This is a genomic window from Flagellimonas oceani, assembly GCF_011068285.1.
GTDB classification, from domain to species: domain Bacteria; phylum Bacteroidota; class Bacteroidia; order Flavobacteriales; family Flavobacteriaceae; genus Flagellimonas; species Flagellimonas oceani.
This window is the reverse complement of record NZ_CP049616.1, coordinates 1,426,558-1,441,668: the sequence shown is the minus strand read 5'-3', so window position 1 is coordinate 1,441,668 and position 15,111 is coordinate 1,426,558. Positions and strand designations below refer to the sequence as shown.

The 15,111-nt window shown below is 42.8% G+C and carries 11 protein-coding genes; 8 read left to right on the top strand and 3 right to left on the bottom strand.

All coding sequences use genetic code 11. The features are described 5' to 3' along the window. Position 1: 1 nt before the first annotated feature. On the bottom strand, positions 2–1,411 hold the full coding sequence (locus GVT53_RS06705; RefSeq protein WP_166247915.1) for an MATE family efflux transporter: 1,410 nt from the start codon (positions 1,409–1,411) through the stop codon (positions 2–4). Between the two features lie 247 nt (positions 1,412–1,658). Between GVT53_RS06705 and GVT53_RS06700 the strand changes: the two genes are divergently transcribed. Beyond that, the gene (locus tag GVT53_RS06700; protein ID WP_240905168.1) at positions 1,659–2,939 is read left to right on the top strand and encodes a M14 family metallopeptidase; all 1,281 of its coding nucleotides are present in this window, start codon (positions 1,659–1,661) and stop codon (positions 2,937–2,939) included. 1 nt (position 2,940) lies between these two features. Here GVT53_RS06700 and GVT53_RS06695 read toward each other — a convergent pair whose 3' ends face one another. Next, complete coding sequence (locus GVT53_RS06695; protein ID WP_166247913.1) at positions 2,941–6,105, bottom strand: cytochrome c biogenesis protein; 3,165 nt, start codon at positions 6,103–6,105, stop codon at positions 2,941–2,943. A 133-nt stretch (positions 6,106–6,238) separates the two neighbouring features. Here GVT53_RS06695 and GVT53_RS06690 point away from each other — a divergent pair, with 133 nt between their 5' ends. The 6 genes from GVT53_RS06690 (at position 6,239) to GVT53_RS06665 (ending at position 13,532) form a co-directional block, all read left to right on the top strand. After that, positions 6,239–7,000: a Rossmann-like and DUF2520 domain-containing protein gene (locus GVT53_RS06690; RefSeq protein WP_166247912.1), complete on the top strand. Its 762-nt coding sequence runs from the start codon at positions 6,239–6,241 to the stop codon at positions 6,998–7,000. Next, positions 6,984–7,511, top strand: a complete 528-nt coding sequence (locus GVT53_RS06685) for a KdsC family phosphatase (RefSeq protein WP_166247911.1) — start codon at positions 6,984–6,986, stop codon at positions 7,509–7,511. The genes GVT53_RS06690 and GVT53_RS06685 overlap by 17 nt, the downstream gene beginning before the upstream one ends. Continuing rightward, positions 7,504–8,103 (top strand): Maf family nucleotide pyrophosphatase, encoded by a 600-nt coding sequence (locus GVT53_RS06680; protein ID WP_166247910.1) that lies wholly within the window; start codon positions 7,504–7,506, stop codon positions 8,101–8,103. Before GVT53_RS06685 ends, GVT53_RS06680 begins: the two co-directional genes overlap by 8 nt. Before the next feature lie 35 nt (positions 8,104–8,138). Beyond that, positions 8,139–9,083: a septum formation inhibitor Maf gene (locus tag GVT53_RS06675; RefSeq protein WP_166247909.1), complete on the top strand. Its 945-nt coding sequence runs from the start codon at positions 8,139–8,141 to the stop codon at positions 9,081–9,083. Positions 9,084–9,182: 99 nt separating this feature from the next. Then, complete coding sequence (locus GVT53_RS06670; RefSeq protein ID WP_166247908.1) at positions 9,183–11,714, top strand: PIG-L family deacetylase; 2,532 nt, start codon at positions 9,183–9,185, stop codon at positions 11,712–11,714. 111 nt (positions 11,715–11,825) lie between these two features. Continuing rightward, positions 11,826–13,532, top strand: a complete 1,707-nt coding sequence (locus tag GVT53_RS06665; RefSeq protein ID WP_166247907.1) for a sodium:solute symporter family transporter — start codon at positions 11,826–11,828, stop codon at positions 13,530–13,532. 51 nt (positions 13,533–13,583) lie between these two features. Here the strand turns inward: GVT53_RS06665 and GVT53_RS06660 are convergent, their stop codons facing one another. Continuing rightward, positions 13,584–14,438 carry a DUF2911 domain-containing protein gene (locus GVT53_RS06660; protein WP_166247906.1) on the bottom strand — a complete coding sequence of 285 codons (855 nt, stop codon included), beginning with the start codon at positions 14,436–14,438 and terminating at the stop codon, positions 13,584–13,586. A gap of 174 nt (positions 14,439–14,612) precedes the next feature. On the opposite strand from GVT53_RS06660, the gene GVT53_RS06655 reads away from it, so the two are divergent. Next, the gene (locus GVT53_RS06655) at positions 14,613–15,110 is read left to right on the top strand and encodes an SRPBCC family protein (RefSeq protein ID WP_166247905.1); all 498 of its coding nucleotides are present in this window, start codon (positions 14,613–14,615) and stop codon (positions 15,108–15,110) included. Position 15,111: the final 1 nt, after the last annotated feature.

The window sequence follows — 15,111 nt, the reverse complement described above, 5'->3', positions numbered from 1 at the left end:
GTCATACTTGGACTTTCTTCCACTTTCCTTTTTTAAACCATATCATGGCCAAAACCGCTATGAGTATTTCCGCCGAGGTGATGGCCACAAAAACACCTGTTGCCCCCCAGCCCAGAACCAATGCCGATATATAGGCCAACGGCAATTGGAAGGCCCAAAAAGCAATCAGGTTGATCTTGGTCGGGGTTCCGGTATCGCCTGCTCCATTGAATGCTTGGGTCATGACCATGCCGTAGGCGTAGAAAATATACCCAAGTGCGATCACCTGAAGACAAAGCGCACCACTTTTTACGACTTCGGGTGTTGTATTGAACCAAGATATGATGGTATTGGCAAAAATGAGATAGACCAAAGAAACCGTGCCCATAAAGTAGGCATTGTACTTTCCAGTTTTCCAAACGGATTGCTCTGCCCTGTCCGGTTGTTTGGCGCCAAGGTTTTGACCTACCAATGTAGCCGCCGCATTGCTCATTCCCCAAGACGGCATCAAGGTGAACATCATCACACGAATGGCAATGGTGTATCCTGCCAAAACTTCGCTTCCGAACTCGGACATGATCCGCATTAGAAAAATCCAACTTGAGGTTCCTATCAAAAACTGGGCAATCCCGCCCAATGAGACCTTGATCAAATTGAGCATTACTTTAAAGTTCAAAACCAGGTCCTTGGCCATCAACTTGATCTTGCCCCATCCAAAGAACAAAATTCCCAACTGAAACAATACGGCACTTCCCCTACCAATATTGGTAGCGACCGCCGCACCTTTTACGCCCATTTCTGGAATTGGCCCAAACCCGAAAATGAACATCGGGTCCAAAATGATGTTGAGGCCGTTGGAAAGTACCAAGGCCCACATGGCAATGGATGCATTGCCCGCACCACGGAATATTGCATTGATCAAGAACAACAGTACCACTGTAATATTACCGCCGATCAAGAATTGGGTGTATCCGTAACCCTCTGCAATCAAATCGGGCTCAGCTCCCATCAGGGCCAAAATGTCCTTGGCGAAGATAATTCCAACAATTCCTATTATTATGGAAATCACTACGCCTAAGCTTATGGCCTGCACGGCCGCAATTCGCGCACCATCCACATCTTTTTCGCCAATCCTACGGGCAACAACCGCGGTGGCGGCCATACTGAGTCCAATGGCCAAAGCATAGACCAATGTGATTACGGATTCCGTGAGCCCGATCGTGGCCACGGCATTTACGCTTACTTTGGATACATAGGCAATATCGACCAGAGCAAAAATCGATTCCATGAGCATTTCCAAGATCATGGGAATGGAAAGCATAAAAATGGCCTTTCGGATACTTCCCGTGGTAAACTCCGTTTCCTTTCCAGAGATAGCTATCCAGAAATAGTGGATAAATTTTTTAAATGAGTTTGTATGTTGATGTGTCATTATCTAAGAATTATGTGTGAAAAAAGTAAGTCAATGTCGGGTTAGCCGAAGGAGATTCGGTTACTTGATTGGCCCTTGGCCAACGGTGACATTTATCGTGTACATAATTCTTATAGCTTCATGATGATGCAAATATGCAAAAAATTCCAACATATTATTACATTTTTTTTATTTACCACTCCGCTCATAGTAGGTACCTTCGTAAACAAACCAACCCAAAAGAATAAAAACCATGCGTATCAAAAGTATGTTAGCTGTAGGAATAGTAGTTTCCACAGTACTTATCTCCTCATGTAAAAAAAATGCACAAACCGTTACAACCGAAGAAAAAACCGGTTACCAAGGACAAGGTAAAAGTCCGGTCGTGCCCACGGTCGATAAACCCATCCAAAAGCAATGGCGAGGTGTTTGGGCCTTTAACGACAGTACCACTTTCTTTTCAAATAAATTTGATGGTGCCCGTTTGAACGGTGTTGCCTATGATGGCGACGACCATTATACCATTTGGGTGACCGCAGAAAATACCCCCATCAATGTGAGCCCTTGGTATGCTTTTCAGGTTTGGTCCAATAAGCCTCGAAACATTACGGTGCAGTTGAATTATCAAGATTCAAGAAGTAGGTATTACCCAAAAATAAGTGTCGATGGAAAAAATTTTAAACCCATTGACAGTACAAATTTTAAGGCCATCAATCCGGGTGAGGGCGAATTTGGGATAAAAGCAGCGCCAGAATCCGCGGAATTGACCATAAGCGTGACCAAAGAACCAACATGGATAAGCGCACAAGAGCTTTACACATCTACAGTGGTTCAGGAATGGGTGGATTCCTTGAGCCAAAAACCATTTATTGAGAATTATCCCATCGGTCTTTCCAAGGAAAAAAGGACGATGTATTTGATGGAAATCAACCAAAACAAGGATGCGAAAAAAGGACTGATGATCATTTCCAGACAACATCCACCCGAAGTAACAGGGTTTTTGGCGATGAAATCCTTTATCGAAACCATTTCCGGCGATTCGGAACTGGCCAAGGAGTTTAGAAAGGAGCATGCGGTTTTTGCGGTGCCATTGATGAATCCCGATGGAGTCGACAACGGGCATTGGAGACACAACATGGGCGGCATCGATTTAAATAGGGACTGGCAAAACTTTAACCAGCCAGAAACCAGAAACGTTCGGGATTTTCTGGTAGAAAAAGATAAAGACTACGATTTTGTGTTCGGAGCAGACTTCCACAGTACTTGGGACGACATCTACTACCCTATTGATACGACGGTGACAGGGAAAAAAGGAAAAATCATATTTGATTGGATCGAGAACATTAGCGAAAGGTTACCTCAAAAGAAAACCAATGTGAGTGCCTCCGATGAATTGGACCCAACCATGGTATCCAGTAAGTATTTATACGTAAACCACGGAATGCCGGCCATTGTTTTTGAACTTGGAGATAACACCTCCAGGCCTTTCCTAAAGGAAAAGGGCAAGGTTGCCGCAGAAGAAATCATGAAGCTTTTAATGGAGCAATAACCTATTTTTTTGCGTAATGCACCTTGTAACGCCAAAAACTGATTCCACCTAAAATAAAGACCCCAAGTACGGTATACCATACAAAACTTGGGGTTATTACTTGGTCCCCGCTGGCATAACTGTGCAATCCGACCAGATAAAAATTAACTCCAAAATAGGTCATCATAATACTGGCATAGGCCACAATACTGGCAAAATTATAGATCCATTTGCCCCGAAGACCGGGAACCAATCGCATGTGCAGCACAAATGCATAGATCATAATAGAGACCAATGCCCAAGTTTCCTTGGGATCCCAGCCCCAATAACGGCCCCAACTCTCATTGGCCCACTGGCCGCCCAAAAAGTTACCTATGGTCAACATTATCAAACCTGTGGTAAGTGCCAGTTCGTTGATCACGGTAAGCTCTTTTATATTGATGTCCATTCGCTTTTTATTCTTTTTGGTGGTAAGGATCATCAACAACAAGGCTACCACGCCCAATATCATCCCGACGGTCAACGGGCCATAACTGCCCACAATTACGGCTACGTGGATCATCAACCAATAACTGTCCAATACAGGAACCAGATTTGCAATTGCGGGATCTACCCAACTTTGATGCGCCACCCACAACAACATACAGGTCACAAAAGCACTGGAGGCAATGGTAAGTTCACTCTTTCGGCCCAATGCCAAACCTATGCCCATGGTTGCCCATGATACGTAGAGAATACTTTCGTAAGCATCGCTCCAAGGGGCATGACCGGAAATGTACCATCGTAGAATCAAACCGATGGTGTGCCATATAAAAAATATGATAATGGTACCCTTTAATACATAAGCGACCGCATCAAGGATTTTACGTTCCTTAAAAATCTTGGCTATCAGCACAAAAAACAAGAGCAACCCGACCATTGCATAGTATCTGTACAAGCGGTTGAAGAGGTCCAGTTTATTGTAGATGATCTCGGTCTTTATTTTGTTTTCCGATGGCAGTATTTCCTCGCCATGGTTCTTTTGATTTTGCCGGAACGCCTCCAACAATCTATCGGGCTGGGAATAGTCGCCGCTAACAATCGACTGTTGTAAGGAATTCAGATAATAGGGCATTGCATTTTTGATGAAATTCGCATAGAGCGAATCCTGAACCTGATATTCTCCACCACGATATTCCACGGCAGATATCCATTTGTTGTTCTCATCGTTCAGCAATGGGAATATCTTCACCATTTGACCGCTCAGGGCAACATCCAATAGACTTAAGCGCTCCCCTACTTTCTTAAAATCCTTTTCGAATTTGTTAGGGTTTGCCTTGGAGGTCGCCTTCTCCAAAAAAGGCCTGAGTTTATAGCTTCCCTTGGCATCAAAGAAATCTGTTGCCTTAACAAATTTTGTTTCTTCAGGAACACCGATAACCTTACGAATACTGTCATTTCCCTTATCTCCCAATGCAATAATGTCGGTAGTGTACCAAACGCCAGGGTTCAGCATCATGGAAAGGAAAACTTGATTGGCTGAAAGGTCTTGATATTTGTCGTCCCCACTTAATTTTCGCAAAAGTTCGGAAGCGAAAGTGTTCACGGGCTTCATTCGTCCATTTTCATCCTGTATGATCAATGCGCCAAATTTTTCGGCATGCTCTTCGGCCACTGTGGTAGCAGTGATCACAGAGTCAATTTGTTTTTGGGTAGGTACCGACGAATGCTCATGTGCATCCTGCGCATTTGCATTGATCGCAACAAATAAAAGAGCTATCGTAGTCAACGCAGCCTTCTTTTCCTTTATTTTTTTGAGCATGATCTGTAAATCCCTAAAACGTGTTTTACCAAAAAACATAATGCCCATTAACCCGATGTAAAGCAGAAAATATCCAATATAGGTTATCCAGGTACCCCACCAATCATGGTTTACGGAAAGACCGGTACCTTTTTCATCTGGATCAAAATTCGCCTGAAAAAAACGGTATCCCTTATGGTCCAAAACGTGGTTCATATAAATATCGTAATCAAAAGGGCGATCATCGTGTACCGTAACCTTGCTCATAAAAGAAGCATAGCCCGCTTCTGTCCCGGGATATTTTTCCGCGATGAAATCGTTCAATTCAATGGAGAAAGGAAGTTCGTATACTTTTGATCCATAGCTCAATGAAAAATCCAAGCCTCCAACGTTTATCTTATCGGAGAAGTTGGCACTCCCCTTGCCTCCCAATAATTTCACCTCTTGGGTATCCCCATTTGCAGAGATGGATACCACCAATGCGTCTTGTGTTGCAGGGGAAATTTCTTCCTCGGGAACTTCGACGACCCCGTACCTACCTTTGATCAAGGGCTCGGGCACCACAAACTGCATCCCCCCCATGTTGTAGAGCGAACGTAGTTGAAGCGGCTGAATGCTGTCACTGGTAACTGCTCCCTTAAACTGGTCGGCCATACGCATAAAATCCCCTTCAAAAGGTGATTTGATACGATAACCGTTCTCCTCATCATAAAAAATGTTGATGGCACCGTCGGTTTCATTGTTCAGGGCAAAAAGAATATTGTGGACACTGGCTATTTTCCCATTTTCCAAATAATGTTCATGTCTTTGTCCATCGCCCGCTTCCACAATTTGTAAATATTCAGCTCCATTTTCATCTGGCACCAACCCTTCTTCCGCTCCCTTAATAAAATCAACATAGGAGATGGAAAATGGTTGCCCATTAAAATCGGATTTCCATGGTAGACTGGTACGTTTCCCTTCAGGCGTTACCAAGATATCGTCCTCCAGCACCCTTCTTTTGGTTTCTCCATTGATCTCACCATCAACAAACGCCGTTAAAAAGGTCTTGTCCGAATAAAAAACTTTTTCAGTAGCACCTTCCCTAATGGGCATCATACCCTCGTAACTGATGTAACGGGTCACAAAAGCACCAATAATGATCAGAATCCACGAAAGGTGAAGAACAAGTACTGGCCATTTTTTCCACTGCAATAACCGATATCTGTAAATATTTCCGAAAAAATTGATTACAAAAAATACCATAATGGCCTCGAACCAAGTAGCATTGTAGATGTAAATTCGTGCGGTTTCGGTACTGTACCAAGTTTCCACAAAAGTTCCCATGGCCAATGCAGCAGCAAAAACCAAAAATAGAACAGCCATAAGTCTTGTGGAAAAAAGCGTTTTTTTAAGAATATCAATCATGGAAATTCGGTCTACTTTCGGCTTGCAAAAATACGGCCTTTTTAGAACTTCCTTACTGCTCAGAAGGATAAAAATCGTACATATTTGTTAATTCTCAGTATAATCCATCAACCCTAAATTTGTAGTTTTGGGCATGCTAAAGATTGTGATTTTTGGTACCGGAAACCTCGCCAAACACCTCTACACTGCTTTTTTAAAAGCCGATGATGTCGATGTGGTGCAGGTTATAGGCCGTAATGTGAAAGAATTACAGCACTTTTCGGAATATTCCAATATTTCCAATGATTTTGATGCTATAACTGATGCCGATGTCTACGTGATAGCGGTAAAGGACGATGCCATTGGCGAAGTCTCTAAATATCTATCAAACAAAAAGGGAATCGTGGCCCACACTTCGGGGGCCATCGATATGAATACTTTACAGTCCGTGAAAAAAGGGGTTTTTTATCCCTTACAGACTTTTACCAAGGATAAAGAAGTGGATTTTTCAAACATTCCGATCTGTATCGAAGCTGATCATGAAAAATCCTTGAATACCTTGAAGAGTTTGGCGATGTCCATTTCCAAAAACGTGCATCAGATTGACTCAGAACAGCGAAAAAAATTGCATCTTGCGGCCGTTTTTGTGAACAACTTCACCAATTGCCTGTACAGCATTGGCGAAGAACTTTGTTTGGAAGAAGGCCTTTCTTTTGATTTATTGAAACCTTTGATCATGGAAACGGCCCATAAAATTCAGACCATGTCACCCCAGGAGGCGCAGACTGGTCCAGCTCGCCGAAATGATATCAAGAGTATGGAAGGCCACCTAGAACTCCTGAACAAGAAAGAACACATTACACTCTATAAATTATTGAGCCAAGCCATAAAACAAGCCCATGAAAAAGAATTATAAAGAGCTATTGAGCAACATTACCACCTTTGTATTTGACGTTGACGGTGTTTTTACCGATGGAACGGTTTTAATCACCACCGATGGGGAACTGCTTCGTAAAATGAGCGTTAAAGACGGGTATGCCCTCAAAACCGCCATTCAGAAAGGATATAACGTTTGTATTATTACCGGCGGGACCAATCAAGGTGTAAAAGATCGCTTAAAAGGACTTGGGGTGACGGATTTTTATATGGGTGCCCATCACAAACAAGAACCTTTGGAAGAGTATTTGGAAATTCATGGTATAGACCCACAAACCGTGGTATATATGGGAGATGATGTCCCGGACATCCCCCCGATGAAAATGGTGGCCCTGGCCACTTCCCCGCAAAATGCCGTGCCGGAGGTAAAGGCGATTTCTGATTATGTTTCCCATAAAAATGGCGGCGATGGCTGTGTTCGCGATATTATTGAGCAGGTATTAAAGGTTCGCGGGGACTGGAACGATAATTTTAGCGCCAAGAATGACTAAAAATCCACTCAAAGAAAAACTCAAGGACAAAAAAATAATTCTGGGCTCCGGTTCCCCAAGGCGTAAAATGTTTTTGGAGGAATTGGGACTTGACTTCGAAGTGCGGCCCAAATCCGTGGAAGAAGTTTATCCTGATGCATTGCAGGGCCAAGAGATATCCGAATATCTGGCCAAATTGAAAGCCACACCTTTTCTAAAGGATTTGGAGGCCAATCAAATCGTGATCACTTCGGATACCGTGGTATGGCACAACGGTGCTTCTTTGGCGAAAGCTGCCGACCATGATGAGGCATTTAGAATGCTGCGCACCCTCTCTGGCGATTGGCACGAAGTGATTACATCGGTCTGTTTTACCACAAAAGATGCACAAGAATCCGTGAGCAGTATCACCAAAGTAAAAATGAAGGATTTATCGGATGAAGAAATCCACTACTATATTGAAACTTGCCGACCATTTGATAAAGCAGGAGCCTATGGCATTCAAGAATGGATCGGAATGATCGGTATCTCAGAAATTCAAGGTTCGTACAACAATGTAGTGGGACTCCCTACCGATTTGGTCTATCAAACTTTAAATGATCTGGTTTCTTGAGTTTGGATGCGTAACTTTACGTAAATCCAATTCCCATGAAATCGTTACATAAAATCAGGGCGGTCATCGTTATATTGGTTCTCTCCATATTCGCATCCTGCAAGGATAAGGGTAAAACAACCGAAAACGCAGAAACTGCAACTCCACCAAAACAAGAGGCTTCTAAACCAAAGCGACCCCTTTCGGATGAGTTCAAGGAGTATTGGTATGCCGGTGAGGCTGAAATCACTTCCTATAAATTGGAACAAGCCAGATATGGTGAACCCAGGGATGGAAATGCCGTTTTAATCTATGTCACCGAGCCCTTTTTGCCCGAGGCACAGGTTAAAGCCAACAATAGCGATCCAGAAAATGTTTCGGTATTAAAATTGAATGCCACTAAAAAGTTTTTGACGGGTATCTATCCCTATTCCATAATGCACAGTACGTTCTATCCCGTTCATGATAATCAACATGCCATAAAAACAAGTTTGTCCGTTCAAGAATGGTGCGGGCACGTGTACTCGCAGCTCAACAATCGGGAACAATTTGAATTTACCTCCCATTCCTATTTTGAAGGAGAGGCCGACGAGGTGTTCTCGATGGAGAAAAATATTCTGGAAAATGAAATCTGGAACAAAATCCGAATCGATCCCGACAACCTTCCACAAGGTGAAGTTGCTATGATACCATCTTTGGAGTTTCTTCGTTTGAAGCATCAAGAAGTGAAAGCGTACAAGGCCATGGCCCAACTTTCATCAAAAGAGGGCATTACAACTTATACCATTTCCTATCCGGAATTGGAACGAAATTTGATGATAAATTTCACGACAAACTTCCCATATTCCATAGAAAGTTGGGAGGAAGAATTTAAAAGTGGATTTGGTTCCAATGCCAAAACATTGACCACGTCCGCAACCAAAATCAAAACATTGAAAACGGCCTATTGGAAACAAAATGAAAACAAAAATCTAGTTTTAAGGGATAGTTTGGGGCTATGAGTCCTACCATAACCCACCGATAGCGTTAAAACTCTTCTAAACAAACCAATAACTGAACACAAACTAACTATATTTGAATTAACCGCTAAACGACCAACAATGAAGCATTTTTGGGTACTCCTTTCCGTAACCATACTAATATTCACGAACTCTTTTGCCCAAAAACCGGACAAGCTTACCTCTGCGGAGCTATTCCACGAAATCCAAAAACTGAACTTTTTGGGGACGGCCCTTTACGTAGCGGCGCACCCCGACGATGAAAATACAAGCCTTATCTCTTATTTGGCGAACCATGAAAAGGCAAGAACCGTGTATATCTCGTTGACCCGTGGGGATGGAGGTCAAAATTTGATAGGTCCGGAACTACGGGAACTTTTGGGCGTATTGCGTACACAGGAACTTTTGGCCGCCAGGCATATCGATGGTGGGGAGCAGCGTTTTTCCCGCGCCAACGATTTTGGTTTCTCCAAGCATCCGAAAGAGACCTTTAAAATTTGGGACAGGGACAAAGTTTTGGCCGATGTGGTTTGGGCCATTCGCAACATTAAACCCGATGTGATCATCAACCGATTTGACCATAGAACTCCGGGCACGACCCATGGTCACCATACCGCATCGGCAGTTTTGAGCATGGAAGCCTATGACCTTGCCAATAACCCCCAAGCTTACACGGACCAACTAAAATCCACTATGACTTGGCAACCTAAGCGAATATTCTACAATACATCGTGGTGGCAATATGGTAGCCAAGAAGCCTTTGAAAAAGTAGATAAATCCGGAATGGTAAAATTGGATGTGGGCACCTATTATGCCGAACTCGGACTTTCCAACAACGAAATTGCCGCAATGTCGCGTAGCCAGCATTTATGCCAAGGATTCGGGAGGCTGACCGACAGGGGCTCCGATATAGAGTACATTGAACTCTTAAAGGGCGACATGCCCAAGAACGACGACGTTTTTGATGGTATCAACACCACATGGTCCCGTGTTAAAGGTGGTGAGGCCGTGGGCAATATTTTAAATAAAGTCGAGGAAAATTTCGATTTTCAAAATCCATCAAAACATGTTCCCGAACTCGTAAAAGCCTATGAATTGCTTCAAAAAGTGGAAGATGAGCATTGGAGAAGTCTTAAATCCGAAGCGTTGAAGAACATTATTTTGGCCACGGCCGGGCTATATCTGGAAGCCAGTTCCGCAAGTGCATCCGCCACTCCGGGCAGTAAAGCCACCATCAACATAGAGGCCATCAACAGGACATCTCCCATTGTTACCTTAAAAAGCATTGAAATAGTAGGTGCAACTGCAAAACTGACCCCTAACAAAGTGCTGGGCGACAATCAAAAAGAGACTTTTAGCATGGATTTTACAGTGCCGGAAAACACTGCGTACACCAGCCCGTATTGGTTGAACGAACCGGGAACTCTGGGCATGTACACGGTCAGTAATCAAACTTTGATAGGAAAACCCGAAACACCAAGTGCATTCAGTGCAATTTTTAACTTGGAAATAGATGGTGTAACGATTCCGGTCGAAAAATCCGTGGTGTACAGATACTCCAAGCCAGATAAAGGTGAAGTTTATGAACCGTTTGCCATATTACCAGAAGTCACTTCAAAAATCGATGAAAAAGTATTGATTTTTGCCAATTCGGATACTAAAGAAGTGCAAGTAAAAATCAGAGCTGGAAAAAATGATGTATCAGGTAGTGTTTCCTTGAACCATCCATCGGGTTGGAAAGTATCCCCTGGCAGCATTCCATTTTCCATTGCCCAAAAAGGAGAGGAAATTTCGGTGGCCTTTAAAGTTACCCCTCCAGATAGCGAAAGTGAGGGTAAAATTGAGCCAAAAATCAGTATCGGCAACAAAATATATGGCAATGAACTTATAGAAATCAATTACGATCATATACCAAAACAATCCGTACTGCTCCCATCCGAAGCGAAAGTAGTACGAATGGACATCAAAAAATCCGGTGAGCACATTGCATACATTATGGGTGCTGGCGACAATGTTCCTGAAAGTTTGGAGCAGATTGGTTATCAAGTACATATTTTGGAGCCCAATGATATTCAAAGTGGGGATTTGGACAAGTATGATGCTGTGGTAGTGGGCATAAGGGCCTACAATGTGGTAGATGCATTAAAATTTAAGCAGCCCGTGCTTTTCGATTACGTTAAAAATGGCGGCACCATGATCGTACAGTACAATACCGCCGGAAGATGGGCAAAACAATTCGAAAATATCGCACCCTACGATGTCACGCTTTCGCGGGACAGGGTGACCGACGAAAACGCTGAAGTTGAAATCCTGGCACCAAACCATCCCTTGGTCAACTTCCCCAACCCCATCACAAAAAAGGATTTTGATGGATGGGTACAGGAACGCGGACTGTACTTTCCCACTGCTTGGAGCCCGGAGTTTACGCCCATCCTATCCATGAAGGATGAGGGGGAAACCGATAAACAGGGAAGTTTAATTGTGGCACCTTACGGAGAAGGTCACTATATTTACACAGGTCTAAGCTTTTTCAGGGAACTGCCTGTTGGGGTTTCGGGAGCATATAAATTGTTCGCAAACATGCTTTCTGTGGGAAAAAGTGAGGTAAAAAAACAGAACGATGTCAAAGGTTGATATGAACATCAAATTTGAGTGGAAAAAGGAATACACCATAGTAATCCTTTTAAATGCCATTTATATATTAGCTTTCTACCTCATTATGATACTAAACAATTAGAATCCTGAATGGCAATACTCGATTGGATTATCCTTGGTAGCACCCTGCTCTTTATTGTGGCATATGGCGTTTGGAAAACGCGAGGCAACAATAATGTGGACGATTATGTGCGCGGAGGGGACGATGTAAAATGGTGGACCATAGGTCTCTCCGTTATGGCCACCCAAGCGAGTGCCATTACTTTTTTATCCACTCCCGGCCAAGCCTTCCACGATGGTCTGGGCTTTGTGCAGTTTTATTTTGGACTGCCACTGGCCATGATCGTCATCTGTTTGGTGTTTATTCCCATTTACAAAAAACTCAAGGTTTTTACCGCCTACGAAATGCTCGAAGGCCGTTTCGACCTAAAAACCAGGACCCTCACGGCATTGCTCTTCTTGGTACAACGTGGATTGGCAGCCGGAATCACCATTTTTGCACCGTCCATCATACTCTCGGCCGTTTTGGGATGGGATTTGCGCACTTTGAACGTTATTATTGGTATTCTGGTAATTATCTATACAGTTTCCGGAGGTACCAAAGCGGTAAGTGTGACACAAAAGCAACAGATGTTCATCATTATGTTGGGAATGTTCTTTGCATTTTTCTTTATCATGGGAGCGCTACCTACCGATATTTCTTTTGATAAGGCATTAAAAATAGCCGGGGCGAACAACAAGCTCAACATTCTTGATTTTTCTCTTGACACCGATAACCGTTATACATTTTGGAGCGGTATCACCGGTGGATTTTTCTTGGCCTTGGCCTATTTCGGAACAGACCAAAGCCAAGTTCAACGTTATTTATCAGGACGGTCCGTTAAAGAAAGTCAATGGGCATTGATATTCAATGGGATTTTCAAGATTCCCATGCAGTTCTTCATCCTGCTGGTGGGCGCCATGGTCTTTGTTTTTTATCAATATAACTCATCTCCCCTAAATTTTAATCCCGCCGCCACCGAAGCGATAATGCAATCGGAATATGCCAACGACTATCAAGCCCTGGAGAATGATCATAAGGAACTGGAAAAGGAAAAGCGCATGGCGCAACATTCATTCTCTGCGGCACTGGAGCTAAAAGAGTACAACGCTATCGAGCAGGCGAAGCAGGACATTATAAAAATAAACGAAAAGGAAACGGCAAATAGGGAAACCGCTAAAAATTTGATTTCCAAAGCGGATGCTACCGTGGAGACCAACGATAAGGATTACGTGTTCATCCATTTTATACTCAACAATTTGCCCATGGGGCTCATTGGGTTGCTTCTGGCCGTGATTTTATCCGCCGCCATGTCGTCCACCGCTTCCGAGCTAAATGCACTTGGTACCATTACTGCGTTGGATCTGTACAAAAGGAATGTTCAAACGGAACGGGACCCGGCGCATTATCTAAAAGCAACCAAGGCCTTTACCCTACTTTGGGGAATAATTGCCATTATAATCGCTAACGTAGCGAGTCTTTTTGATAATTTGATTCAATTGGTCAATATTATAGGGTCCATTTTTTACGGTAATGTACTGGGAATCTTTTTACTGGCCTTCTTCTTTAAGTTTGTAAAAGGAAATGCAGTTTTTGTTGCTGCAATCGTTACCCAGATTATTGTGATCATCGGCTGGTATTTGGATTGGATGTCCTATTTATGGCTGAATGCTTTTGGGTGCTTACTGGTAATCGTATTGGCAATAATCACACAACTATTCGATAACTTTTTGGGCAGCTCCTCTTTCGAGGAATAAAAAAACCCACTAAAAAGTGGGCTTCTTTATTATTTTTCGAAATAGGCAACACTACATTTTCGCCCATTCTTGCAAGGATTCCTTGTTCATTTTCACATAATCCTGATTACCTGCAGCCTGTGCTGCGGCCAAAGATTTCTTGGCAGCTTCAATGGCAGCTTCTTTATCCCCCATTTTAGCATAGATCAACGATTGTGTACGCATCATCCAATACGTACTGCCATCGCCCATTTCAACAGCTTTGTCCACCCATTCCCTTGCTTGTTGCATATTCATGCCTTCTGCAAAGTAGTAAGAACCAGCAGCAAAATAGTCATTTGCAGTTAGGTCTTCTTTGTTTGCCATGGTTTCTTCAATACTCTTAATGGCCTTTTTTGCGGTAGGAACAATAAAATCAACACCTACATATGTGTTCTCCCACATAATCCCCAAGGTTCCACCATTGTTGTGGAGATCATCTATGGTAATCGTGAAAGTTTCGATGGGCATTGGAATATCAAATGTTTCGACCTTTACCGTAGCGGCCACTTTAGAGGCGTCCCATTCTTGAGGGGTACCCCAGTTCTTGGTATCGGTGTAGAAGAAAACTTCCCAAACTGCCTCGCCAGGTCTGGTATAAATGGCATAAGTACCTGCCTTGAGTTCTTTTCCTTCAACAGTTACATCATCGCTAAATGAAATAGTGGTGTTCTCATTGGCACCAGTTCTCCAAATGGCATCAAAAGGAACTAGGTCTCCAAATATTTTTCTTCCCTTCATTGCTGGGCGGGAATACTTAACGGTAACATCGGTCAATCCCACTTTTTGTTCCAATGTGGAAGCAGGGCTGGGCGCTGGAGTTTGGATCTGTGCCTGTAAAGAACAACACATCGAAATTGCGAATAATAAGAGTGTAAATTTTTTCATAGTTGTTGTATGTTTTAAATGTTTAGCAAAGCAAAATTAAGACAAAGCAGTGCTCTATTTGTTAATTAAACCTTAAAACAAAAATAGAAAATAAATCGTCTGATTTAATTTTTGTTTAACTTTTTAATATTTTTATTAAACATATTACTTTTATCTTTGTGTAAACTGATTTGCATGCAACTCTATCAACTAAAATCGAAACAAGTACTTCCCATTGGCAAAAAGGAAGCTTGGGACTTTTTATCCGACCCAAAAAACCTGGCCGTAATTACCCCTGAGCACATGGGATTCCATATCTTGGCAGGAGCGGATAGACCCATGTTTCAAGGGCAAGTGATTCAATACATCGTGAAACCGTTTCCGTTCCTATCGACCAAATGGGTAACCGAAATCACTCATGTAAAAGAAGGTGAATACTTTGTGGATGAGCAGCGTTTTGGCCCCTATTCCCTTTGGCATCACAAGCACTTTTTAAAAGAAGTCCCCGAAGGTGTGGAAATGGAAGATATTATCGATTATAAATTGCCTTTTGGTTTTTTGGGACAGCTTGCACACCCCATGTTGGTAAAGAAACAGCTGCAAAAGATTTTTGGGTTTAGGGAGAAAAAGCTTGCCGAGCTATTTGGTCAGGTGAACGGAAAAGAGAATTTTTTAAGCATTAGAAAAGTATAAC

What these genes read in the sequence shown, in the direction of transcription:
- GVT53_RS06705 (WP_166247915.1), bottom strand. Translation starts at nt 1,411, where the DNA reads ATGACACATCAACATACAAACTCATTTAAAAAATTTATCCACTATTTC.
- GVT53_RS06700 (WP_240905168.1), top strand. Translation starts at nt 1,659, where the DNA reads ATGTTAGCTGTAGGAATAGTAGTTTCCACAGTACTTATCTCCTCATGT.
- GVT53_RS06695 (WP_166247913.1), bottom strand. Translation starts at nt 6,105, where the DNA reads ATGATTGATATTCTTAAAAAAACGCTTTTTTCCACAAGACTTATGGCT.
- GVT53_RS06690 (WP_166247912.1), top strand. Translation starts at nt 6,239, where the DNA reads ATGCTAAAGATTGTGATTTTTGGTACCGGAAACCTCGCCAAACACCTC.
- GVT53_RS06685 (WP_166247911.1), top strand. Translation starts at nt 6,984, where the DNA reads ATGAAAAAGAATTATAAAGAGCTATTGAGCAACATTACCACCTTTGTA.
- GVT53_RS06680 (WP_166247910.1), top strand. Translation starts at nt 7,504, where the DNA reads ATGACTAAAAATCCACTCAAAGAAAAACTCAAGGACAAAAAAATAATT.
- GVT53_RS06675 (WP_166247909.1), top strand. Translation starts at nt 8,139, where the DNA reads ATGAAATCGTTACATAAAATCAGGGCGGTCATCGTTATATTGGTTCTC.
- GVT53_RS06670 (WP_166247908.1), top strand. Translation starts at nt 9,183, where the DNA reads ATGAAGCATTTTTGGGTACTCCTTTCCGTAACCATACTAATATTCACG.
- GVT53_RS06665 (WP_166247907.1), top strand. Translation starts at nt 11,826, where the DNA reads ATGGCAATACTCGATTGGATTATCCTTGGTAGCACCCTGCTCTTTATT.
- GVT53_RS06660 (WP_166247906.1), bottom strand. Translation starts at nt 14,438, where the DNA reads ATGAAAAAATTTACACTCTTATTATTCGCAATTTCGATGTGTTGTTCT.
- GVT53_RS06655 (WP_166247905.1), top strand. Translation starts at nt 14,613, where the DNA reads ATGCAACTCTATCAACTAAAATCGAAACAAGTACTTCCCATTGGCAAA.